General features: G+C 62.8%; 26 protein-coding genes. 15 read left to right on the plus strand and 11 right to left on the minus strand.

Annotation, left to right across the window (positions count from 1 at the left end):
* On the plus strand, nucleotides 1-206 hold a 206-nt coding region (locus WA145_RS11380; RefSeq protein ID WP_422581681.1), incomplete at its 5' end, for a hypothetical protein.
* Between the two features lie 27 nt (nucleotides 207-233).
* Here the strand turns inward: WA145_RS11380 and WA145_RS11385 are convergent.
* Nucleotides 234-521 (minus strand): PA4642 family protein, encoded by a 288-nt coding sequence (locus WA145_RS11385; protein WP_422581682.1) that lies wholly within the window; start codon nucleotides 519-521, stop codon nucleotides 234-236.
* Nucleotides 522-704: 183 nt separating this feature from the next.
* Here WA145_RS11385 and dauA point away from each other — a divergent pair, with 183 nt between their 5' ends.
* Entirely contained in the window at nucleotides 705-2447 is a 1743-nt protein-coding gene (gene dauA / locus WA145_RS11390; protein WP_422581683.1) for a C4-dicarboxylic acid transporter DauA, read from the plus strand.
* Between the two features lie 129 nt (nucleotides 2448-2576).
* On the opposite strand, the gene WA145_RS11395 is transcribed toward dauA, so the two are convergent.
* Complete coding sequence (locus WA145_RS11395; protein WP_422581684.1) at nucleotides 2577-3134, minus strand: hypoxanthine-guanine phosphoribosyltransferase; 558 nt, start codon at nucleotides 3132-3134, stop codon at nucleotides 2577-2579.
* 320 nt (nucleotides 3135-3454) lie between these two features.
* On the opposite strand from WA145_RS11395, the gene upp reads away from it, so the two are divergent.
* From upp to WA145_RS11415, 4 genes are all read left to right on the plus strand, one after another.
* Complete coding sequence (gene upp, locus WA145_RS11400) at nucleotides 3455-4093, plus strand: uracil phosphoribosyltransferase (protein WP_422581685.1); 639 nt, start codon at nucleotides 3455-3457, stop codon at nucleotides 4091-4093.
* 2 nt (nucleotides 4094-4095) lie between these two features.
* Nucleotides 4096-5364 carry a uracil-xanthine permease family protein gene (locus WA145_RS11405; RefSeq protein WP_422581686.1) on the plus strand — a complete coding sequence of 423 codons (1269 nt, stop codon included), beginning with the start codon at nucleotides 4096-4098 and terminating at the stop codon, nucleotides 5362-5364.
* 198 nt (nucleotides 5365-5562) lie between these two features.
* On the plus strand, nucleotides 5563-5844 hold the full coding sequence (locus WA145_RS11410) for a peptidylprolyl isomerase (RefSeq protein WP_090248458.1): 282 nt from the start codon (nucleotides 5563-5565) through the stop codon (nucleotides 5842-5844).
* A gap of 152 nt (nucleotides 5845-5996) precedes the next feature.
* Entirely contained in the window at nucleotides 5997-6236 is a 240-nt protein-coding gene (locus tag WA145_RS11415; RefSeq protein WP_422581687.1) for a hypothetical protein, read from the plus strand.
* Here WA145_RS11415 and WA145_RS11420 read toward each other — a convergent pair.
* Entirely contained in the window at nucleotides 6233-7117 is an 885-nt protein-coding gene (locus WA145_RS11420) for an EamA family transporter (RefSeq protein ID WP_422581688.1), read from the minus strand. The two genes, WA145_RS11415 and WA145_RS11420, sit on opposite strands and share 4 nt — an antisense overlap.
* A gap of 204 nt (nucleotides 7118-7321) precedes the next feature.
* On the opposite strand from WA145_RS11420, the gene WA145_RS11425 reads away from it, so the two are divergent.
* The 3 genes from WA145_RS11425 to WA145_RS11435 all read left to right on the plus strand — a co-directional run bounded on the left by WA145_RS11425 (nucleotide 7322) and on the right by WA145_RS11435 (nucleotide 9367).
* Nucleotides 7322-8023 carry a YebC/PmpR family DNA-binding transcriptional regulator gene (locus WA145_RS11425; RefSeq protein ID WP_422581689.1) on the plus strand — a complete coding sequence of 234 codons (702 nt, stop codon included), beginning with the start codon at nucleotides 7322-7324 and terminating at the stop codon, nucleotides 8021-8023.
* A 189-nt stretch (nucleotides 8024-8212) separates the two neighbouring features.
* Nucleotides 8213-8833 (plus strand): hypothetical protein, encoded by a 621-nt coding sequence (locus WA145_RS11430; protein WP_422581690.1) that lies wholly within the window; start codon nucleotides 8213-8215, stop codon nucleotides 8831-8833.
* Between the two features lie 207 nt (nucleotides 8834-9040).
* A complete protein-coding gene (locus WA145_RS11435; protein WP_422581691.1) occupies nucleotides 9041-9367 on the plus strand; it encodes a DUF2025 family protein in 327 nt (108 codons plus the stop codon).
* Between the two features lie 247 nt (nucleotides 9368-9614).
* Here the strand turns inward: WA145_RS11435 and WA145_RS11440 are convergent, their stop codons facing one another.
* The 4 genes from WA145_RS11440 to WA145_RS11455 form a co-directional block, all read right to left on the minus strand.
* On the minus strand, nucleotides 9615-10940 hold the full coding sequence (locus WA145_RS11440) for a phospholipase (RefSeq protein WP_422581692.1): 1326 nt from the start codon (nucleotides 10938-10940) through the stop codon (nucleotides 9615-9617).
* 128 nt (nucleotides 10941-11068) lie between these two features.
* Nucleotides 11069-11929, minus strand: a complete 861-nt coding sequence (locus tag WA145_RS11445; protein ID WP_422581693.1) for an FHA domain-containing protein — start codon at nucleotides 11927-11929, stop codon at nucleotides 11069-11071.
* A 134-nt stretch (nucleotides 11930-12063) separates the two neighbouring features.
* Nucleotides 12064-13575: a protein kinase domain-containing protein gene (locus WA145_RS11450; protein WP_422581694.1), complete on the minus strand. Its 1512-nt coding sequence runs from the start codon at nucleotides 13573-13575 to the stop codon at nucleotides 12064-12066.
* A 23-nt stretch (nucleotides 13576-13598) separates the two neighbouring features.
* Nucleotides 13599-14372 carry a PP2C family protein-serine/threonine phosphatase gene (locus WA145_RS11455; RefSeq protein ID WP_422581695.1) on the minus strand — a complete coding sequence of 258 codons (774 nt, stop codon included), beginning with the start codon at nucleotides 14370-14372 and terminating at the stop codon, nucleotides 13599-13601.
* 277 nt (nucleotides 14373-14649) lie between these two features.
* Between WA145_RS11455 and WA145_RS11460 the strand changes: the two genes are divergently transcribed.
* The 6 genes from WA145_RS11460 (at nucleotide 14650) to msrA (ending at nucleotide 18430) form a co-directional block, all read left to right on the plus strand.
* Complete coding sequence (locus WA145_RS11460) at nucleotides 14650-14781, plus strand: hypothetical protein (RefSeq protein ID WP_422581696.1); 132 nt, start codon at nucleotides 14650-14652, stop codon at nucleotides 14779-14781.
* Nucleotides 14782-14849: 68 nt separating this feature from the next.
* Nucleotides 14850-15251 carry a GNAT family N-acetyltransferase gene (locus WA145_RS11465; protein WP_422581697.1) on the plus strand — a complete coding sequence of 134 codons (402 nt, stop codon included), beginning with the start codon at nucleotides 14850-14852 and terminating at the stop codon, nucleotides 15249-15251.
* A gap of 155 nt (nucleotides 15252-15406) precedes the next feature.
* Entirely contained in the window at nucleotides 15407-16438 is a 1032-nt protein-coding gene (locus WA145_RS11470; RefSeq protein ID WP_422581698.1) for a GGDEF domain-containing protein, read from the plus strand.
* Nucleotides 16439-16579: 141 nt separating this feature from the next.
* Complete coding sequence (locus tag WA145_RS11475) at nucleotides 16580-17134, plus strand: magnesium transporter (protein WP_422581699.1); 555 nt, start codon at nucleotides 16580-16582, stop codon at nucleotides 17132-17134.
* A 118-nt stretch (nucleotides 17135-17252) separates the two neighbouring features.
* A complete protein-coding gene (msrB, locus tag WA145_RS11480; RefSeq protein ID WP_422581700.1) occupies nucleotides 17253-17768 on the plus strand; it encodes a peptide-methionine (R)-S-oxide reductase MsrB in 516 nt (171 codons plus the stop codon).
* Nucleotides 17769-17770: 2 nt separating this feature from the next.
* Complete coding sequence (gene msrA, locus WA145_RS11485; protein WP_422581701.1) at nucleotides 17771-18430, plus strand: peptide-methionine (S)-S-oxide reductase MsrA; 660 nt, start codon at nucleotides 17771-17773, stop codon at nucleotides 18428-18430.
* Between the two features lie 31 nt (nucleotides 18431-18461).
* On the opposite strand, the gene WA145_RS11490 is transcribed toward msrA, so the two are convergent.
* From WA145_RS11490 to eutB, 4 genes are all read right to left on the minus strand, one after another.
* Entirely contained in the window at nucleotides 18462-19331 is an 870-nt protein-coding gene (locus WA145_RS11490; RefSeq protein ID WP_422581702.1) for a DMT family transporter, read from the minus strand.
* 131 nt (nucleotides 19332-19462) lie between these two features.
* The gene (locus tag WA145_RS11495) at nucleotides 19463-20251 is read right to left on the minus strand and encodes a maleate cis-trans isomerase family protein (protein WP_422581703.1); all 789 of its coding nucleotides are present in this window, start codon (nucleotides 20249-20251) and stop codon (nucleotides 19463-19465) included.
* Nucleotide 20252: 1 nt separating this feature from the next.
* Nucleotides 20253-21197 (minus strand): cyclodeaminase, encoded by a 945-nt coding sequence (locus WA145_RS11500; RefSeq protein ID WP_422581704.1) that lies wholly within the window; start codon nucleotides 21195-21197, stop codon nucleotides 20253-20255.
* A complete protein-coding gene (gene eutB, locus WA145_RS11505) occupies nucleotides 21184-22179 on the minus strand; it encodes a hydroxyectoine utilization dehydratase EutB (protein ID WP_422581705.1) in 996 nt (331 codons plus the stop codon). The genes WA145_RS11500 and eutB overlap by 14 nt, the downstream gene beginning before the upstream one ends.
* Nucleotides 22180-22190: the final 11 nt, after the last annotated feature.

Genomic DNA, 22190 nt, shown 5'->3' on the forward strand with positions numbered 1-22190 from the left:
CGGGTCATCACCTCGGCGCCTTTGGCGAGGATCAGGTCACGCTTGTCGAGTCGGATGCTGGAGTTCATGCCGGCAAGAATATGACCGGTCGTCTCGCCCCGCCCAGCACTATTGATTTGCGTGATTATCGGCAAGAAGCGGAGCGGGTTTTAGACACAACAAAGCCGCGAACAGGTCGCGGCTTTGTGGGCAGGCGTGAGCCTTAATCAGCGTTGTACGCGCTAACTCGATATTTAGCCGCGCGCGGCTTTGATCACGTCGATGTAAGGCTCGGCAAAGCGTTGATCCTGGATCAGCGCGATAAAGTCATTGCCCTGGGCGTCTTGGGCATTCAGGTCGTAGCCGGCGGCCACGAAAAAGCCGACAAAGCGCTCGAAGTCGTCGATACGCAGGCCACGGTAGGCCTTGATCAGCTTGTGCAGCGACGGTGGCGTGGCATCGGCCGGCTCTACGCTGAGGAACAGCTTGATCGGCTCGTCACCAATCTCTTCGCCAATCACCTGTTTCTTGTCTTTACGCATCACTCACTCCAGCTAACCAGGCCACACGGGGCCGGCAGTGTACCTCCGGGGCGGGTAGCGGCTCAACGCATGCCGCTCAGCCGGCTGTTCTAACACGCACCACGCATGGGTAATAGCCGACTTAGGTCAACACAGCCCACCGCGCCCTGTCCCTATACTGCGCTCAGCCACCTGGGAGTCATTATGTCGCTGCCCTTACCGCCGCTGTTCTCCGCCTGGCGCCAGACCTTGCGCGCCGGCTATGGCTGGAAAAACCTGCGCAGCGACCTGAGCGCCGGGGTCACGGTGGGCATTATCGCCATCCCGCTGGCCATGGCCCTGGCGATTGCCGTCGGGGTGGCGCCGCAGCACGGCCTGTATACGGTGCTGGTGGCCGGTACGCTGATCGCCCTGTTTGGTGGCTCGCGCTTTAACGTCTCCGGGCCGACCGCCGCCTTTGTGGTGATTCTGCTGCCGATCACCCAGCAATTCGGCCTCGGCGGCCTGCTGCTGTGCACCCTGATGGCCGGAGGAATCCTGATTGCCCTCGGGCTGATGCGTGCCGGCCGGCTGATCGAATTTATTCCCTACCCGGTGACGCTGGGCTTTACCGCCGGCATCGGCATCGTCATCGCTACCCTGCAAATCAAGGACCTGCTTGGCCTGCGCCTGACCGGCGAACCGCACAACTACATCGAACAGCTCAACGGCCTGCTGCATGCCCTGCCCAGCCTGCAACTGGGCGACAGCCTGGTGGCGCTGGTGTGCCTGGCGGTATTGCTGATCTGGCCCCGTTGGGTGCCGAAAGTACCGGGGCATCTGGTGGCGCTGACCATCGGCGCCTTGCTCGGGCTGTTGCTGGAAAGCCTGCAGATTCCCGTGGCGACCCTGGGCGAACGCTTCAGCTACAGCCTGGGTGGCATCGAACACCCGGGTATTCCGCCGTTTCTGCCAAGTTTTATCTGGCCCTGGCACTTACCGGGTGCCGATGGCCAAGCGCTGGTGGTGAGCTTCGAGCTGTTCCGCCAACTGCTCGCCCCGGCCTTTGCCATCGCCATGCTCGGGGCGATTGAATCGCTGCTCTGCGCCGTGGTCGCCGATGGCATGACCGGCAGCAAGCACGACCCCAATGGCGAGCTGATCGGCCAGGGCATCGGCAATCTGCTCGCGCCGCTATTCGGCGGCATCACCGCCACTGCCGCGATTGCCCGTAGCGCCGCCAACGTGCGCGCCGGGGCTTACTCGCCACTGGCGGCGATTACCCATGCCGGGGTGGTGCTGATCGCCATCCTGTTTCTCGCCCCCTTGTTCAGCTACCTGCCGATGGCAGCGCTGGCGGCTTTGCTGCTGGTGGTGGCATGGAACATGAGCGAACCGCGGCATGTACGCCATACCCTGCGCATCGCCCCGCGCAGTGACGTGCTGGTGCTACTGACCTGCCTGATCCTCACCGTGCTGTTCGATATGGTACTGGCCGTGGGCGTCGGCCTGCTGCTGGCGGCCGGGCTGTTTATCAAACGCATGAGCGACCTGACCGATACCGAAGCGCTGCCCAAGCACTTTCACCAGGCGCTCAATGACCTGCCCGAACACGTGCTGGCCTACGCGATTCGCGGGCCGCTGTTTTTCGGCGCAGCGGAAAAGGCCCTGAGCGTGCTCAGGCGCTTTACCCCAGGGGTGAAGGTGGTGATCGTCGATATCAGCGCCGTGCCGCTGCTGGATATGACCGCCATCGCCGCGCTGGACAATGTGCTGCGCGATTACCGTGAGCAGCAGGTCGGACTGATATTGAGCGGGCCGACGGCCCAGGTACGCCTGCAATTGCGCCGTGCCGGCATAGTGCGAGTTGAAGGTGAGCTGGCTTATGTCCGTGACCTTGTTCAGGCCAGGGAGAAGGCGCTGCGCTGGCTGGCGCCAAAGACCGATGGAGAATCAACGGTGGCTTAGAGCCCATGTTTACTCGCAGGGCCTGCGATTTCGTAGCCTGGATAAGCGCAGCGCAATCCGGGAGCACAGCCACCCCGGATTGCGCCAAGGCTTATCCGGGCTACCAAGGCCCACTATGGCAGCCCCGGACTACAGACCTTTAAGGGCGTAGATACCCGGCGCATTGCGCCAGTAGCCTTTGTAATCCATGCCGTAGCCAAACACGTAGCGATCGACGCAGGGCATGCCGACGTAATCGGCCTTGAGGTCGGGGCGTGCCTTGCGGTCGTGGGCCTTGTCTACCAGCACGGCGATGCGCACGTTCTTGGCACCGGCATGCCGGCAAAAATCGATGATTGCACCGAGGGTGTGCCCTTCATCGAGGATGTCGTCGATGATCAGCACATCGCGGTCGATAAAGGAGATTTCCGGCTTGGCTTTCCAGAACAGCTCGCCGCCGCTGGTTTCATTGCGGTAGCGGGTAGCGTGCAGGTAGGACAATTCCAGGGGGAAGTTGAGCTTGGGCAGCAGCTTGCCGGAGAAGATCAGCCCGCCGTTCATCACACAGAACACCACAGGGTTGCTGTCGGCCATCTCGCTGTTGATGGCCGCCGCCATGGCGTCGATAGCCACCTCGACCTCGGCATTGCTGTGCAAGCAATCGGCTTCGGCCATGACTTGGCGGATATGCGCGAGATCGACGGACATGCTGTTTCCTCTTGAGAGCGGGACGCTCAGACCAGAAAGCTGATCGATGCGTCAAAATAAAAAATCGCCGGGAGTGATTTTTAACGTCGCGCAGCGACGGCCCGGAGGGTGGCCGCCAGGGATGGCAGGCCATAAAAGCCGGCAAAGGTACCTATCTGCGTAGAGCAGAGCAAGGACCGGCAGACAAACAAGGCAATTTGCTGGCAACAGGCGAAATTTAGACGCTAATTGCCGATTTCACCCAGGCCCTGGGCAGCATTTGGACGAGCCAATGCTTTAATCTAGGCCAGTTTTTTACCCGTCCTGCCGGAGACCCCGCCATGCCCATCCTCGAGATCCGCCACCCGCTGATCCGCCATAAACTCGGCCTGATGCGCCGCGCCGATATCAGCACAAAGAACTTCCGCGAACTGGCCCAGGAAGTCGGTGCACTGCTGACCTATGAAGCGACCAAGGATCTGCCGCTGGAGAACTGCGAAATCGATGGCTGGTGCGGCACCGTGCAGGTGGAAAAGATCTCCGGCAAGAAGATCACCGTGGTGCCGATCCTGCGCGCCGGCATCGGCATGCTCGAAGGCGTGCTCAGCCTGATTCCGGGGGCCAAGGTCAGCGCCGTGGGCGTGGCGCGCAACGAGCAAACCCTGCAAGCGCACACCTACCTGGAAAAGCTGGTGCCGGAAATCGACGAGCGCCTGGCGATGATCATCGACCCGATGCTCGCCACTGGCGGCTCGATGGTCGCCACCATCGACCTGTTGAAAAAAGCCGGCTGTAAGGAGATCCGCGCCATGGTCCTGGTCGCCGCGCCTGAGGGCATCAAAGTGGTCAATGACGCGCACCCGGATGTGCTGATTTTCACCGCCTCCATCGACCAGTGCCTGAACGAGCACGGCTATATCATTCCCGGCCTCGGTGATGCCGGCGACAAGATTTTCGGCACCAAACAGAAGGACGCCTAAGCATGCAGGACGAATACAACGACCCACTCTGGCGCCAGGGCATTTCCGGCGCGCAGATGCTGTTTGTGGCTTTCGGCGCCCTGGTGCTGATGCCGCTGATCACCGGCATGGACCCCAACGTTGCACTGTTTACCGCCGGTATCGGCACCCTGCTGTTCCAGCTGGTAACCGGCCGCCAGGTACCGGTATTTCTGGCCTCCAGCTTTGCCTTTATCGCACCGATTCTCGCCGCCAAGGGTGAGTTCGGCCTGCCCGCCGTGCTCGGCGGCATTATCGCCTCCGGCCTGGTGTATATCCTGCTCAGCGCCGTGGTGCGGGTTAAAGGCGTCGGCTTTATCGACCGCCTGCTGCCGCCAGTGGTGATTGCTCCGGTGATTATTTCCATCGGCCTGGCGCTGTCGCCCGTGGCGGTGAACATGGCCATGGGCAAAGCCGGCGATGGCAGCGCGCAACTGGTGCCGTATGAAACCGCCATGCTGATCTCCATGGCGGCGCTGGTTACCACCGTGCTGGTCGCCGCCATGGGCCGTGGCCTGCTGCGTCTGGTGCCAATCCTTGCGGGGATTATCGTCGGCTGCATCGTCGCGGCGTTCTGCGGGGTGATCGACACCAGCGCCGTGGCCAGCGCGCCCTGGCTGGCGATTCCGGCATTCGTGACGCCCGAGCTGCATTGGGGCGCGATTCTCTACATCGTCCCGGTCGCCCTGGCGCCGGCCATCGAGCATATAGGCGGCGTGGTGGCGATTGGCAGCGTGACCGGCAAGAACTTTATCCAGAAGCCCGGCCTGCACCGCACCCTGCTGGGTGACGGCCTGGCCACCTCGGCTGCTGGCCTGTTCGGCGGGCCACCGAATACCACCTATGCGGAAGTCACCGGCGCGGTGATGCTGACCAAGAACTACAACCCGAAGATCATGACCTGGGCGGCCTGCTTCGCCATCGGCCTGGCCTTTGTCGGCAAGTTCGGCACTGCGCTGCAGAGCATCCCGGTGCCGGTAATGGGCGGCATTCTCTGCCTGCTGTTCGGCTCCATCGCGGTGGTGGGCCTGAACACCCTGATCCGCCATCAGGTCGATCTGACCGAGGCGCGCAACCTGATCATCGTCTCGGTGACCCTGGTGTTCGGCATCGGCGGCATGGTGATCGGCACCAGCGACTTCGCCCTCTCCGGCATTTCCCTGTGCGCCATCTGCGCCCTGCTGCTCAACCTGCTGCTGCCAGGCAGCCAGGGCTGGCGCGGCAAGACCGTGCTGGAAGAGCCGGACCTGTAGCCTGCTTAGACTGCGTGGAAGCCCCTGAACGGGAACAGGCCACAACACACGCCTCAATTGCGTCGGGGCGTTTGCCTTATTGGCGGCCAACCATTAGCAGCTTTTTATGGACCAACCGATAAACGTCGCACGCGCGGCGTTTGAATAGCCGAACGATTACGGTAGGCTTTGCCGCTTCTTTTATAAGGAGTAATGCCCATGGCCCGCGCCACTGCCCGTCACATCTTGGTTGCCAGCGAAGACAAGTGCAACGAACTGAAAGCCGCAATCGAAGGCGGTGCCGACTTCGCCCAGGTCGCCAAAGACAACTCCAGCTGCCCATCCAGCCGCAGCGGCGGTGATCTCGGCTCGTTCGGCCCAGGCCAGATGGTCAAGGAATTCGACACCGTGGTATTCAGCGCACCGATCAACGTGGTGCAAGGCCCGGTGAAGACCCAGTTCGGTTATCACCTGCTGGAAGTGACCAGCCGCCAGGACTGATCCTGCCTGCTCGCCGGGCCGCCCAGGCCCGGCGAATACCTGCGTTTCGCGCAGCGCCGCCAGGCACCGCGCCACTGATCAACAAGCGCAAACCTCGGGCGATAGCCAGGTATACTCGCCGGCCTTTTCTTCTCGCCCCCGCGGACCTTGCCATGACCCAGACTCCAGCCGCTGAACCCACCCTCGCCGTTCAGCCTGCCGACAGCGCCGCGCCACTCACTGATCAGGCTGCGCCTAAAGCCGCCGGTTTTGCCTCGCTGTTTGGCGCCGCCAAGGCTGCTTCCGGCAAACAGGACGACCAGCCCTGGCACCAGAAGGGCAACAAGTCTGCTCACGAAAAAAAGATCGGCCCAGCGCCCAGTGGCACTCGTCGCTCCATGGGCAAGCGCTAGACCCAGCGCGCGCGCAGACGCTCCTGCAGCCAGCCGCCGCAAGAATTCAGCAGCAAGCCGAGCATCACCAGCAGTGCACCGACGAGCTGCAGGCCACTGAGGCGCTCATCAAGCAGCAGCGCTGAAGAAGTCAGCCCGACCACCGGCACCAGCAGCGAGAACGGTGCCACCTGGCTGGCCGGATAACGCGACAGCAAGCGACTCCACAGGCCATAGCCGAGGATGGTCGCGCCAAACGCCAGATAGATCAGCACCAGCAGCGTATCCAGGCTGAAACCGCGCAGTGCCGCCTCAATCGCCTGCGGCCCCTCCAGCAGCCAGGACAGCGCAAAGAACGGCAGCGGCGGAATCAGGCTGCCCCACACCACCAGCCCCACCAGATTCACCTTGCCCAGCTTGCGCGTGACGATATTGCCCAGCGCCCACATGGCGGCGGCGCACAAGGTCAGCAGAAAACCGGCCAGGGTCATCAGGCCATTGCCCTGCGCACCAATCAGCAGCAAACCGCCGGCAGCCACCAGCAAGCCGAACAGGTTGACCAGGCGAAAGCGCTCACCCAGCAACAGCACGGCAAACAGCAGGGTAAACAACGCCTGTGATTGCAGCACCAGCGATGCCAGGCCGGCCGGCATGCCAACGGACATGGCGGAGAACAGAAAGGCGAACTGCCCCAGCGAGATGGTCAAGCCATAGGCCAGCAGCCAGCGCAGCGGAATCTGCGGGCGCTTGATAAACAGCACGGCCGGGAAGGCCGCCAGCAGAAAGCGCAGCGCACCCAATAACATCGGCGGCATGTTATCCAGGCCGATCTTGATCACCACAAAGTTCATGCCCCAGACGATGATCACCACCAGGGCCAGTAATAAATCCTTGGGCTGCATAAGCACTCCGGATTAATGCGTCAGCCCCTATTAAAGTGGCCAGCAGCGTCATGACGCCCATACAGAACCCCGGCAAATAAGCCGTACAGCAGGCGCCGCGGTATGACCACTGGGCAGATTGCAGCGCCATAGGTGCCGCCAGCGCCTCGAAGGGCTAGAATCGCCACCTCACCTATCAACCCATCCGTAACGACGAGACCACCCATGGGCGCCCAGTGGAAAGCCAAACCTAAAGAAGCCGCGGCCAATGCCAGAGGCAAGATCTTCGGCCGCTTGGTCAAGGAAATCATGATCGCCGCCCGCAACGGCGCCGACCCGGACCTGAACCCCAAGCTGCGCCTGGCGATCCATCAGGCGAAGAAAGCCTCGATGCCCAAGGAAACCCTCGACCGGGCGATCAAGAAAGGCGCCGGCCTGCTGGGCGACACCGTGACCTTCCACTCCGCCACCTATGAGGGTTTCGCTCCGCATCAGGTGCCGGTGATCATCGAGTGCCTGACCGACAACATCAACCGCACCGTGGCGGAAATCCGCGTGCTGTTCCGCAAGGGCCAGATGGGCGCCTCCGGTTCGGTGACCTGGGATTTCGACCACGTCGGCATGATCGAGGCCAGCACTGAGAGCGCTGCCGACCCGGAAATGGCCGCCATCGAAGCCGGCGCCCAGGACTTTGAGCCCGCCGAAGACGGCAACACGCTGTTTATCACCGAGCCGACCGACCTCGACGCCGTGTGCCGCGCACTGCCGGAGCAAGGTTTTAGCGTCAACTCGGCGAAAATCGGCTATATCCCGAAAAACCCGGTGAGCAGCCTTAGCGCCGAGCAACTGGAAGAAGTCGAAGCCTTCCTCGAAGCCCTGGACGCACACGATGACGTGCAGAACGTCTATGTCGGGCTTTCCGGCTAACCCTAGACTGACCAGGCCCGCCGTGCAGGATGCGCCGCGGGCCCCCGAGCGGCACAGACCAATGTGCGCAGTTCGTCGAATTGACCGATTGCCCCCTGCCCGCGCCCCACAAAGCGGGTAGAATCGCCGCCCGCCGCGCCACCAGCACCCGGCGTGTACACAAGGACGTTGTCACACAGGAGTCTTACCGTGCACAAGTTTCTGATTCTGGCTGCCTGCCTGCTGCTCGGCGCCTGCGCCAGCAACCCGCAGATGACCTACCAGCAAGCGGTCAAGGCGGGCAAAAGCCCGATGGCCAAGAGCGCCCTTGAGGCCATCCACAACACCCAGGCCATTCCGCTGCCGCTCAACCCTGGCCTGCTGGCACCGCAATGGCCGATCAGCGCCGACGAGCCGCGCCTGGATTTCGGCAGCTCGATTTCCAACTACCGGATCTTTTCCCTGCAACTGAAAAAAGGCGAGCGCTACACCCTCAATGTGCATTCGCTGTGCAACCAGCCGTGCATGGGCGTCAGCAAATACGCCCTGAAGCCACGCGCCATGCTGCTGGACGCCTACGGTGCGGTGATTGCCGACAAGCCCTCGCATGCCGAGGCCTTGGTCGGGCAGATCAGCCTGAGCTGGGATGGTGAAGCCGCCGAAGATGGCACCTACTACCTGCTGGTGGCCGCCGACAACGACGACATCGGCGAGACCATCGTGATCGACGATGTGTGGGTCAATAACTCGCCCCTGATGGCGGTCAAGGTTGATATGCACAGCTCGCCGTTCGGCAAGATCAGCGCATTCACCACCCCGCGCAACAACTGAAGACGAAACCCGGCGAGCCGCAACGGCTCGCCGGGCAGCACTCTTTCACCCTGAAACGCCCGCGCCATACTGCCTCGCCGCGCCGGTCAACAACGCCTCGCGCACCCACTTATTGATCCATCGCAAGATGCTCTACGCCCAGCGGCCTTAGCCTATACCGATGACTTACCGAGGGACTGCCCTCGCACTGCCATCGACGAGGTTCCCATGAGCATCACCTCTGCCAGCATCTGCGCGGCGGCCGACCAACTGCAGGGTTTTGTCGGTTTCAATGCCAAGACCGGGCGCTATATCGTGCGTTTCTGCGAAGACTCCTTCGGCCTCGACGTGCTCGAACAGAGCATCACCCCCACCTGCGAATTCGTCTGGCGCGCCTTTGACGGCGAGCTGATGAACCTCGACCGCGCGCGCCTGCAGCTGCTGCTGGAACAGAATGTCGATGAGCGCCTGAATATCAGCGAACCGCTACGGGCCTACATGCGCCGCACCGACCTGCCGGAAATCAGCGCCGAGCGCCGGCGCCTTAACGCCTGAGCGGCTAACTCGCTTGCCGCGACCTGGGGCAGGCACACAGCTGCGGTGGATTTCGACACAGCAGCAGCCAGGCTGGCTGTGCGGCATGCAGCCTTCGCACTCCGACATGGAGCAGCAGCGCGCGCCGGTTAAGCTGGAGCACAACGACCACCTCGCCGCGGTCTGGAGCATGGCCAACGTTGAGCGCGAGCGGCGTCAGCTGATCGAACTGCATAACCCGCTACTGCCCAGCGGCGCGAACTGCGGTTCAGTCCGTCGTCGAGTGTGCGCCAGGCGCAGGCGGCGCCAGAGTGGTTTGCACCACAGTGCGGCTGTGCGCGCCGAAGCGCTGAAACAGCTCCACCAGCAACTGTTCCAGCAGCGGATCGGCTTGCGCCTGAGCCAACTGATTGCCACCACTAAAACCCGGAGCTGCCGACGGCTTGCGCGCGAGCCACTGGCCGATCAACTCATCCAAAGCATCAGCACTGGCATAGGACTCGGCCGCAACGACCTGCTGCGCATAGTCCACCGAATAGGCCGGATAGTCGCCCGATGGATTCTGCGTAAAGGCCTGCAACAGCGGCGATGCCGTCTGCTCATTCATCAGCTGCTGCATGCGTTCCAGCTGGTACTCCTCGATGGCCGTGTGCCGGTCCGCGACGCGGGCAATCGCCGCCAGGCGATCTTCGGGATAACCCGCTGCGCCTTTGAGGGCGATCAGCATCAGCTCAGCTGTGGCAAAGCCCGGCACGGTCTTGGCGTGGTAGGGCTGGGTCAGGTCTTGCATGTAGTGCAGGGCCCAGCCGAGAAAACGGTACCCCCAGTAATCATGGCCACTTTCCAGGGCCAGCCGGGCCAAGCCGCTGTACTGGTAGATGCGCCAATGCGGCAGGGTGCGGCGCAGATAGGGCGCCGCCTGCAACACCAGCTCCGGCTCGTGGTAGTAGCCAATATGGAATGGCGCCTGGGAGGAATACTCGAAGCGCGCATCACCAAAGGGTTGCTCACCAAAGTTGTACTGCCCGCCGGCTTCGCCGGGGTTGTCACTGAACAGATTGATGTCGTGGCCATAGTCCGGCTCATCGGCCGCACTGCTGAGCACCTGCACCGCACTCACCGCCTCACCTGGCTGCAAGGCCAGATAACGCCAGTGGCTCCAGGGGCCAATCTTGCGAAACACCAGCACCTGCTCGGCGGCCAGAGGCGGGCGGCCATCATCGGCCTGCCCCGGCAATTGCTGCACGAAACCGGCCAGGCGAATCTGCGGATTGATCCGCAGCGCCTGCACAAACGCACGGCGTCTGTCGGCCGCAGCGGTTGCTGCAGCGCTAAAGCGCAAGGCATCCGGACGCGCTGGGTAGTCGGCAAAATGTGCGCGGGCAAAGGCTTCCTGCTGATCCAGCAGCAGCTCGATGGCCGGCGCCTGCGCGTCGAGAAAAGCCTCCAGCGGCTGGTAACGCAACGTGCGCTGCAACTCCGGCACGGCCTGCAACGCCAACTGACTGCCCAGCGAGTGGTTGGACCAGGCCAGCGCGCTTAACGGCTGGCACGCCAGACAACAGGCAGAGAGCAACAGGAGCAATGGCTTCACGGAGACTCCGACAGCGAATGGCAGGGCAAAGGCGCGTAGCCTAACGCCAGAGCCGCCATCTGCCACTGTCGGATCAAGTCAGCCCAGTCACCAATTGGGCAGCGCGCCATCAACCCAAATAGATTGGGTTAAAGCACAAACACCGCAGCCGCCACCAATAGCCCAGTCACCAGTAGCAACGCGAGCGCCAGCAGGGGTTTGTTTAGGCCGCTTGGCGCACTGGCGGGCACAGCCGCCGCATGCAGCGGGCTGGCCTGCGCGGCCTTGCGCAGCGGGTTGGCCTGGCCGCTCGACGAGCTGGACAGCGGCGCCGTTTTTAGCGGTTTGGGCAGATCCACGGCACGCATAAACAGCGTGGCATCTTCATCCTCGCTAGGCGCCACGGTGCCTTTCGGACCGATCACCAACAGGCTGACCGAGCCCATCTTCAACTGGTCGCCCGGCTGCAGCACCGCCGTGGCAACCTTCTGCTGGTTGACCAGCAGACCATTGGCCGATGCCAGGTCCTTGACCTCCAGCACGTCATCCTTGAGGTAGAACTCGCAGTGCCGGCGCGACAACGCCTGATCACTGAAACACAGCTCGCACTTCACCGAGCGGCCAAAGGTCATGGAACCGTTGATATGGAATTTCTTGCCTTCGTGCTCGCCCTGAATCACCTGCAAATACCAGCGCGCAGCCTGTTCGGCCTTGGTCTTGCTGCGCGCCGGGTCGACCAGCAACAGCTCCACCGCGCCCAGGCGCACGCGGTCGTCAGCACGCAGCTGAAAGCGCGTAGTAATGCGTTCGTCATTGACGAAGGAGCCGCTCGAACTACCAACATCAGTCAGGTAATAGAGACCATGGTCCTGGCGAATTTCCGCGTGGAACGGGCCAATGCCCGGGTCCACCAGCACCAGGCTGTTGCGGCTGTCCTGGCCGATGGTGAAACGCTCGTCGACCAGCCAGATCGGCGCCTGACGATTATCACTGAAGTGAATTCTGAGCATCTGCGCACTCCGCCAAAATCAGTTAACCAGCCACCCGTGAACCCGTCGCCCTCTGAATCACCTGCAGGCACTACGGGCCAAGGCGCGCATGCTGCCTGCCAATCGGTCCGGTAGCAATACGCCAGCATGACGACTTAATCAAATAGGTTGTTCCACAGCCGCTTGACCGGGTTAACCGATTTAGCCGGGGCCGCCTGCTCGGCTGCCGCAGGTCGGCGTCGAGGCGTCTGGGCCAAGCGTACGCGCTGTGCGTGGCTATCCAGCAGCCGCAACAGCTGCTCATTGGCCGGCTCCACTTCCAGGCCCTGCTGCACCAGCGCCAGGGCCAGGGCAAACTCGCGGCGCTTGTAGGCCGCTTCGCTTTGCTCGATATAGCGCTGCGCCACCCGGTTGATCCCGGCCAGGGCCAGCAGGTTGTCCGGCTCCCAGGCCAGCACCTGGCGGAAGTAGTAAGTGGCGCTGTCATCTTCGGGCAACAGCAACTGCTGATCGCTCAGGCGCTGCTCAGCCAGTTGCAGGTACTGGTTGATTCGCGCTTGCAGCACACGCGCCAGGCCATCCAGAGCTTGGGGATGGTCCGCATCCAGCGCCAGCACCTGGCGGAACAGGTAGTCGGCATTGTCCTCTGGCGGCTCCAGCAGGCTGCCGCTTTGCAGGCGCAGTTCGGCGCGCGCCAGGTACTCGCTGATCTGCTTCTGCTGATACAGGTAATATCCACCGCCGGCCGCACCGGCCAGCAGCAACACACCGGCGAGCAGCCAGAGCCACAGCGCACTGCGTGCAGTTTTACCTCCGGCCGGTTTACCCAGGCTCAGCGCCGGGGCGATACGCGTGCTGTCCGGGTCATCGCGGATCAGCTCATCCAGGCTGGCCAGTAGCACCTTGCAGTCGGCAAAGCGCTCATCCGGATCTTTCGCCAGCATGCGCTCAAGCAGCCACTGGTAGTTCTGCAACTGCGCCGGCAACTGCGGCACGTCCATCTGCAGGTGGTTCATCACGGTCTGGGTGTAATTGGCCGCGCGGTAGGGATTACTGCCAGTGAGCATCTCCAGCAGGATCACCCCCAGGCTGTAGATATCACTGCGTGCGTCCAGGGCCTGACACTGCGCCTGCTCAGGGCTGCTGTAGGACGGGCTGCCGACGGCGATGCCAAACTGGGTCAGGTCATGATCCAGCTCGACTTCCTTGGCCACGCCGAAATCGGTGATCACCGCCGTGCCGTCGCGGCGAAAGAGGATGTTGGCCGGTTTGATATCGCGGTGTACCAGGCCCTGGTCATGCACCACGGCCAGGCCGCTGGCCACCTGCTGAACGATCCGCAGGGCGCGCGGCAGCTCGAACACCTCGCCCTTGTGCTGCGCCAGATCGCCACCAGGGACAAACTCCATGGTCAAGTAATGGCGACCATCGGCCAACTGGTCGATGTCATAGATGGTGATGATCGAGGGGTGATGCAGGGACGCCACGATGTGGCCTTCCTTGAGAAAGCGCTGGCTGAACGCCTGATCATCGGCGCTCAGCAGCACTTTGATCGCCACCTTGCGCTGCAGCGACGCCTGGGTGGCCAGGTACACCTCGGCCATGCCGCCTTTACCCAGGCGACCGTGCACCTGATAACCGGGAATCTCGAGCAATTGTTCAGTCATGGGGGTCAATGCACACCGGCAGGTTAGGGCTTGCGGGAGGTAAACAGGCGGCTGAGCAAACCTTGCGGTTTGGCCTCGACGCTGGGCACGGTCGCAGCACGGCCGAGCACGATACAGGAGATATTATCCTTGCCGCCCAGTTCGTTGGCCTGCGCCAGCAGCTGCTCCACCAGCTGATCGAGGGTCTGGGCGTTGCTGCACAGCTGCTGAATCTGCGCATCGTCCAGCTCGCCGGTCAGGCCGTCGCTGCATAGCAGCAACAACTCATGCTCACCGAGTACGCCCTGCTGCAAGCCAACCTGCAACGGCTGATCATCGCGGCCCAGGCACTGCAGGATGACATTGCGCTGCGGATGGCTACGCGCCGCCTCGACGCTCATCTGCCCGGCATCGATCATCGTCTGCACCCAGCTGTGATCGTGGCTCAACCGCTCAATATGCCCGGCGCTGACCCGGTAGGCGCGGCTGTCGCCGACCCAGGCAATGCTGAACGCGGCGCCCTCAAAACGCACCGCCACCAGGGTCGTGCCCATGCCGCGCTGCTCATCGGCACGCGCCACGCTGAGAATCGCCCGGTTGGCCGCATGCACCGCCTCAACCAATTCCAGGCCTTCGGCGCAGGCCGACTGCAGCGTCTGCAACGCCAGGGCGCTGGCCACCTCACCGCATTGATGGCCGCCCATGCCGTCAGCAATCGCCCAGAGTTTCAGCTGTGGGCAACACAACAGAGCGTCTTCATTGTGCTCGCGCACCCGCCCAGGCACGCTGTGGCCGGCGTAAATCAGGGCTTGATCCATCTACGTCTCGACATAGGAGTTTAACAGTCGCACCGCAGCCATACTGCAGCGGCGCAAGTGCCCATGATGCGGCGGCAAACTCAAACTGTCATCGCCAGTCGCTGCTTTTGCCAGAGAACTGTTAACCAGTCGAAGTCAATCCTGCCCCGAGCCGCCCGTATAACGCCCCAGCTACTCGGTCAATATGGGCGTAGACTCGAGACACCAGCCTCGCCTCACCGCGAGGGGATGGCCCGCTCCAGAACATTCAACCACGACATTGTCAGAGGTGAAGATCATGAGCAAAGGTATGGATTCGAAGAAACAAGTGAAGAAAAAGCCGCTGAAAACCGCCAGCGAAAAGCGCCTGGACAAGAAAGACAAGCACGGTACGAAAACCCTGCTCGGCAGCCACGCCGCCAATGTCTAAGGCATCGGCCTGAGGCAAGCATCGCGCTTGCGCTCAGGCACCCACCAACCGCCGCAGCAGTACCCGCAATGCACTACCGCCTACTCCCCGCCCCGCTTAAACCCCTTGCCGATAGGTTCTACCGCAGCCAACGCTCAGCCATGCGCACCAGCGCGGTCGAGCAGGTCTGGGTGGCCGAACACCCGGAGATTGTCGCGGCCCTGTGTTTGCGCACAATTGACGGCGGCCACTGGCTAACCAGCCTGCTGGTCGCCCCTCCTCTGCGCCGACAAGGCTTGGCCCGGCAACTGATCGAGCATGCGCTGACCGACTGCACGGCACCTGTCTGGCTGTTCTGTCGTCCTGAACTCAGCGACTTCTACCAGCGCCTGGGCTTTGCTCCTTGCACTGACCTGCCGCCGCCGCTGACTGAGCGCCTGGCCCGCTATCAGCGCAGCAAAAGCCTGTTGGCATTGGTACGCAAGCCCTGAAACTGACAGTGCTAGAGGTTGTAATCCGCCCACTGCCAGCAAACCGCTCGGCAGATAGCCGTAAATACTGGCACTGTGCTCAACTTTACTATTGCTATCGCCAAGGCAAGCTCGGCATGCTTAGCTTATAACAACGACAATAATGGTCTTTCTCTATGCGGATATCGCGGTTGCTCAGGCGCCTGCGTAATGACTTTCAGTTGTCCATCATTACGCTGATGGGCCTATTTGGCGTGCTAGGTATTTCTCCCTATGCGGTTTACCGGCTTAGTACCGGTAACTACCTGGTAGGTTCAGCTGACACTGTCATGGTCGCCTCTACCGTGTTCGCCGTGCTCTACGCCTGGCGCACTGGCGACACGGTCAAACCCGGCATCTACCTGGCCACTATTTTTTCTGCCGGCGCGACCCTGATCGCCATCAACCTGGGCATCAATGGCCTGTTCTGGATCTACCCGCTGATCCTCTTCAATTTCTTTATGGTGTCGCCCGTCAAGGCCTTGCTGGCCACCATTCTGATGCTCACCACCCTGGTCAGTTACGGCCAGCTAAACCCGGGGACGGTGTTTGAAAGTGACTACCAGATGATCTCGTTTCTGGTCACCAGCATGATGGCCAGCACCCTCAGCTTCGTTTTTGCCTACCGCACCAGCCGCCAGCGCGAGCAACTGCAGCAACTGGCGATCCATGACCCGCTGACTGGCGCACGCAACCGCCGGGCAATGAATGAAGAACTGAAGATCGCCGCCTCCATTTTCCGCCGCCACGGCAACAGTTACGGCGTACTGGTGATGGACCTGGATCATTTCAAACGGATCAACGATAACCACGGCCATCAGGCCGGCGACCAGGTGCTGGTGGACTTTGTCGAACTGATCAAACGCTCATCGCGCAAGGAAGACCGGCTGTTCCGCTTTGGCGGCGAGGAGTTTCTCCTGCTGTTGCCCAACACCGAGCGCGCCGGCCTGCTGGCGGCCGCGCAACACCTGCAGCAGCAAGTGGCGCAGCACCTGCGCGGCCCTGGCGGGGCGGTGACCATGTCGGTTGGCGGAGCCATCCTGCGCCGTGACGAGCATTGGGAAAGCATGCTGCAGCGCGCCGATGAGCGCCTCTATCGCGCCAAAAATGCTGGGCGCGACTGCATCGTCATCGATGAAACCGCCACCGCGCCTCTCAGCTGCCTGTAACCGCTGCCACCCTACAACGCCCGTATATCAGGCCGATTTCTGCTCCGTCGGCGAGGCACTACACTGAACCCATAATCACCAAAAGCCACGTCACAGGCAGACTCAGGGGATTCTGCGACTGTTAGCCACATGAGGTGCAGCATGAACAGGCACTTTTACATCAGCGACAATCTAGATGACCTCGAACGTCTGGAAAACGAACTGGAAGCCGGTGGCATCCGTACCGAGCAGATCCATGTGTTAAGCGAAAATGATCGCGAACTCGAACACCACCACCTGCACGAAGTCTCACCCCTGCTGAAAAAAAACCTGGTCAACTCAGGCCGCAAAGGCATGCTGATTGGCGCGGGACTGGCGGCAGTGGTTATCGCGCTGGCGCATTTCAGCGGATGGAGCAATAGCCCGGCAGGCTGGACTCCCTTTGCCTTTCTGGCGGTGGTATTGCTCGGTTTTGGTGCCTGGGAAGGTGGCTTTCTCGGTATTCAGCGCAACAACAGTTACTTCGAGCGCTTCGAGCCCAGCCTGCACATGGGCAAGCATGTGTTCTTCGTTGATGTCGCCGATAACCAGGAAGCCGTGCTGGAACAGGTCGTCAGGCAACACCCCATGCTGCAGATGGCCGGTACCGGCGTCGCAACACCTTACTGGCTGCTGCTCTTGCAACAAAAATGGCATCAGTTCAGGAAGAGCATCTAGCTCTGCGGCTTGAGTGACCTGAGCGCCACAGCGGCCCTGCGTCTGGGCAGTTGCTGGTGCGTTGTAACAATTCAGGCTCGGTATGGTCTATTGCCGACACCTCACACAGAGCACTGCCATGAAAAGACGCTCCCTGCTCAAGGGGATGGCCCTGTTGCCAGCCCTGCCCCTGCTCGGTCACGCCCCGTTCAGCCTGGCGCAAGCCATCGCCAGCAGCGTGACGCCCCTGGACAAACCCCACAGCGATTGGCGCGGTCTGCTCACGCCACAAGCCTATGCCGTTCTCTTCGAAGAAGACACCGAAGCCCCCGGCAGCAGCCCACTGAATCAGGAAAAACGCGACGGCACCTACCTCTGCGCCGCCTGCTACCTGCCGCTGTTCGCCAGCCAGGATAAATATGAAAGCGGCACCGGCTGGCCCAGCTTTACCCAGCCGATTGCCGGGCATATGGGCACCAAGCGCGACTTCAAGCTGTTCTACCCACGCACCGAATACCACTGCGCACGCTGCGGCGGGCATCAGGGTCATGTCTTCGACGACGGCCCGAAACCGCGCGGCGAACGCTGGTGCAACAACGGCGTGGCCTTGCGCTTTATCCCCAAAGGCGAAGCCCTACCTGAGCTGCGGAGCTAAACATGACAGTTACCCCCTCTACCTGGCACCGCCGTCTGCTGGCCAGCAGCATCCTCGTTCTGGGCGGCCTGCTGGCTGCCTGTGAACCCACCGCCGCGCAGGCGCCGCAGCCACAAACCAATGCGCAGGCGGTGAAAAACCCCGGCGTGGCGATCTTTGCCGGCGGCTGTTTCTGGTGCACCGAAGCGGATTTCGACAAAGTCCCCGGCGTACTTGAAACCACATCTGGCTATATCGGCGGGCATGTCGACAACCCCACCTACGAGCAAGTCTCGGCCGGCAGCAGCGGGCATATCGAAGCGGTACGAGTGCGCTTCGACCCGAACAAGACCAGCTACGCCCAATTACTGGAAGCCTTCTGGCCCACCATTGACCCGGTGACCGCCAACGCCCAGTTCTGCGACCGTGGGCCGCAGTACCGCAGCGCGATCTTCTACAGCACGGCAGAAGAACAGCAGCTGGCCGAAGCCTCGAAAGCCGCCTTGGAGAAATCCGCGCGCCTACCCGCCCCGGTGGTCACGGAAATCCTCGCCGCCAGCACCTATTACCCGGCCGAGGACTATCACCAGGACTACTACCAACGTAATCCGCTGCGCTACACCTACTACCGCAACGGCTGCGGCCGTGACCAGCGCCTGGAGCAACTCTGGGGCAAGAAGTAGTAAGCCGCGCTCGCCTGCTTGCCCCGAAAGCTCAAGCGGCCAATGGCGCAGAGCCTCTGCGCCAGCTAAGTAGGCTGTGGCCGAGCAGCGCCAGGAGAATGATGCTCCCCCCGAGCAACACCTGGCCACTGGGGGCCTCGTCAAGCAGCCACCAGACCCACAAGGGCCCCAGCACCACTTCCAGGAGCAGCAACAAGCCAACCTCGGTGGCACTGATCCAGCGCGGGCCCAGCTGAATCAGCATAAACGCCAGCGGCAGTAGCACACCGGCCATCAGAGCCAGCACCAGCCATTGCTGCACGGCAAAATCCGCCGTGCCGCCAAAGACGAACCCCAGTAGCGATACCAACAGCGCACCGGGAATCAAGGCCGGGCTCATGTCCACTGTCGGCCGACTGCGCGCCAGGGTGAAATTACCGGCCAGCAAGGTGGCCGCCACCAGCGCCAGCAGATTACCGCTCAGGCTGCTGCCCGGCGACTCATCAATGACGATCAACAGCACGCCACCCAGGCACCACAGAATCGCCAACAGGGTACGCAGGGCCAGGCGCTCGCCCAGCCAAACCCAGGCCAGGGCGGCCGCAATCAGCGGCGATAGACTGAAGATCAGTAAGGTACTGGCCGCTCCAGCCAACCCCATGGCATGCACAAAGCACAGGGTACTGACGCAGTAGCAGAGCGCGCAGCCAACGCCGGTCCAGCCGCAGCGGCGAAACACCGCCGGCAGCTCGCCACCATAGCGCCAAGTCAACAACAGGCTCAGGCCGAACGCCATAAACAGGCCGCGCCAGGCCAGTATCTGCATCGCATCACCAGCCAACCAGCGCAATACTAGGGCATCCGGCGAGATCACCAGCATGCCGAGGGCGGTGAGCAACAAGCCTTTCTGTCTGTCCTGCACCCTTATGCTCCTTCCTGTGATGGCAGCAGCATTACGATGGGTATCGCTGCGCTCAACCCATCCTACGTCCTGTCCTGCACCCTTATGTTCCTTTCGGTGATGGCAGCAGCGATACCCATGCCGTTAGGTCCTCACCCCCGCAAGCAACTGTCGGCCAGCAGGCTGCCGAAGCCCTGCGGTCGGTGTACGCAGCCGGCCAGTTGCAGCGTATGCCAGAACATTGCCTGGTTGCTGGAGATTACCGGCAGGCCCAGGCGACGCTCCAACTCACCCAGCACACCCAGGGTGCGCAGGTTGGTGCAGGCGAGAAACAGTGCGTCGACCCGCTGGCCGGCGAGCAGCGCCAGGGCCGCGGCCTCAATCGCCGCCGCCGGAATCCGCGGGATCTCGGCGTCTTCCAGCACGTTGAAGCTGCCAAAGGTCACCACCTCGTGACCGGCTTGCTGCAAGCCCTGGTGCAGCGGGTAGTTAACCTCGCCGATATAGGGCGTCAGCACCGCGATGCGTCGCGCATTGAGGCCACGCAAGGCTGCCTTGACCGCGCTCCAGGGGTTGCTGACTGGCACCCCGGGATGCGCTTGGTTGAGCAAGCGAGTCACCTCCTGCTCGCCGATCAGCATGCTCCCCGAGGTGCAGCCAAAGGCCAGCACGTCCAGCGGCAGGCCCGGCACCAGCAAGGCGCTGGACTGGCTCAAGCCCTGGGCCAGTCCGCGCAGACCGTCCGGGGTGACCGTCGGGCTGCAAGGGGTGCGACTGCTATACAGCTCGACCCGCTCGCCGAGCAACTGACGCCATTCGTTCTCCAGGGTGAAGTCGCTGGCCAGCTGCACCAGGCCGATGCGCACATGGCCGTCGTCGGCAGCGCGCTGGTAAGGGAAGGAGCGCTGCAGGGCCTGAAACGCGGCAAAGGACTCGGCCATCTCAGGCCTCCTCGAGCAGGCGCGCGGCGTAATTGGCGATGGCGGTGTCCTGTACGCCGGTGCCGGTCAGGTCACACACGCTGATCTGTTCGGCGCTGCTGCGCAGGGTACGACCGGCGGCGATCAGGCTGCCCAGCTCGAATACCTCACGTTGCAGGGCCGGCGCGTGGTGCAGCTCGCCGAGGGCCCGCGACTGCTCGAGGCGATCGACCACCAGGACATCGGCACTGGCCAGGATGGTCGCTTCCAACTCGTTCTTGTGCGGGTTGTCCGAGCCCATGGCGGTGACATGCACCCCCTTGGGCAGGTCGCTCCAGCGCAGCACCGGCTCGCGCGCCGGGGTGGTGGTGACCACGATATCGGCCTGGGCGCAGGCACTCGCGGCGCTGTCGTGCACGGTCACCGGCAGACCGTGGTAGGCGCGCATATGGGTGGCATAGGCCTCGGCCTTGATGCGGTCGCGGGCATATACATGCACCTCGCGGATGTCGCGCACCAGGCGCAGGGCGGCGACCTGCAGCTCGGCCTGCAGGCCGGCACCGATCACCGCGACGCGCCGGGCATCCTCCCGCGCCAGGTGCTTGGCGGCGATGGCACCGGCCAACGCGGTGCGGATGTCGGTCAGGTAGCCCTCGTCGAACAGCAGCGCCTCGACCAGCCCGGTCTTGGCCGAGAACAACAGCATCAGACCATTGAGGCTGGGCAAGCCGAGCTTGGGGTTGTCGAAGAAGCCGGGGCTGATCTTGATGGCGAAGCGCGGCCAGCCACGGATATGCGCAGTTTTCACGTCCACCTCGCCGTTGCTCTCGGCGATGTTCATACTGAGGATCGGCGGCATCTCCACCTCGCCGCGGCCGAGGGCGGCGAAACCGGCCTCCACCGCTTCCAGAGCGGCCTGATCCAACTTCACCTGTTCGGCGATCTGCTTGCGCTTATAGATGTGCATAGGGACGCTCTCCGGCCAGGCGACAGGCCTCGGCAAAGGTTTCATTCGACAGGTTCTGGCCGCTGACCACGAACGCCACACGGCGTCCGCTCAGGTCCAGCTGATGCTGTTCGACGGCGGCCACGCCGACGGCGGCGGCGCCCTCCACCAGCATTTTTTCTTCATGCAGAAAGTGCAGCATGGCGCGGGCGATCTGCACCTCGTCGACCTTGTAACCGCGATCCATGTAGCGCTGGGTCATGGCGAAAGTCCAGGCGTTGTCCAGGCCGATGCCGCCACCCAGGCTGTCGGCCAGGGAGTGCATCTCCGGCACCTGCAGCGGCCGGCCGGCGGCCAGACTGTCGAGCATCGCCGCACCCTGGTTCATGCTCACGCCGATGACCTCGACGGCCGGGTTGATGCTCTTCACCGCCAGACCAATGCCGGCAATCAGACCGCCGCCAGACAGGCCGGCGAACACCAGGTCGATATCCGGCTGCGCTTCCATGATCTCCAGGCCGCAGGTGCCCTGCCCGGCGATCACCAGCGGGTGGTCGAAGGGCGGAATATAGGCCAGGCCCTGTTCATCGCGCAGGCGCCGCGCCTCGCGGTCGGCGTCGTCCTGGCAGTCACCCTCGATCAGCAGTTCGGCGCCGCTCTGGCGCAAGGCCTCAACCTTGTTGGCCGGCACCAGGCGCGAGATGCACACGCTGACCGGCACGCCCAGGCGCTGCCCGGCCCAGGCCAGGGCGCGGCCGAAGTTGCCGGTGGACATGGTCACCACGCCGCGCGCGCGCTGTTCGGCGTCCAGGCCGAGCAGCGCATTGAGTGCACCGCGCAGCTTGAAGGCGCCGGTGGGTTGCAGATTGTCCAGCTTCAACCAGGCCTCGCAGTTCCAGCGCCGCGACAGCGCCTCGGAACGCACCAAGGGGGTGCGCAGGGCTTGCCCGGCGATACGCTGACGGGCCCGGTAGATGTCTTGCAGGGTCAGTTGTTCGTGCATGCTTAAAGTCC

It is taken from the genome of Pseudomonas sp. (assembly GCF_049301935.1).
Lineage (GTDB): Bacteria > Pseudomonadota > Gammaproteobacteria > Pseudomonadales > Pseudomonadaceae > Aquipseudomonas.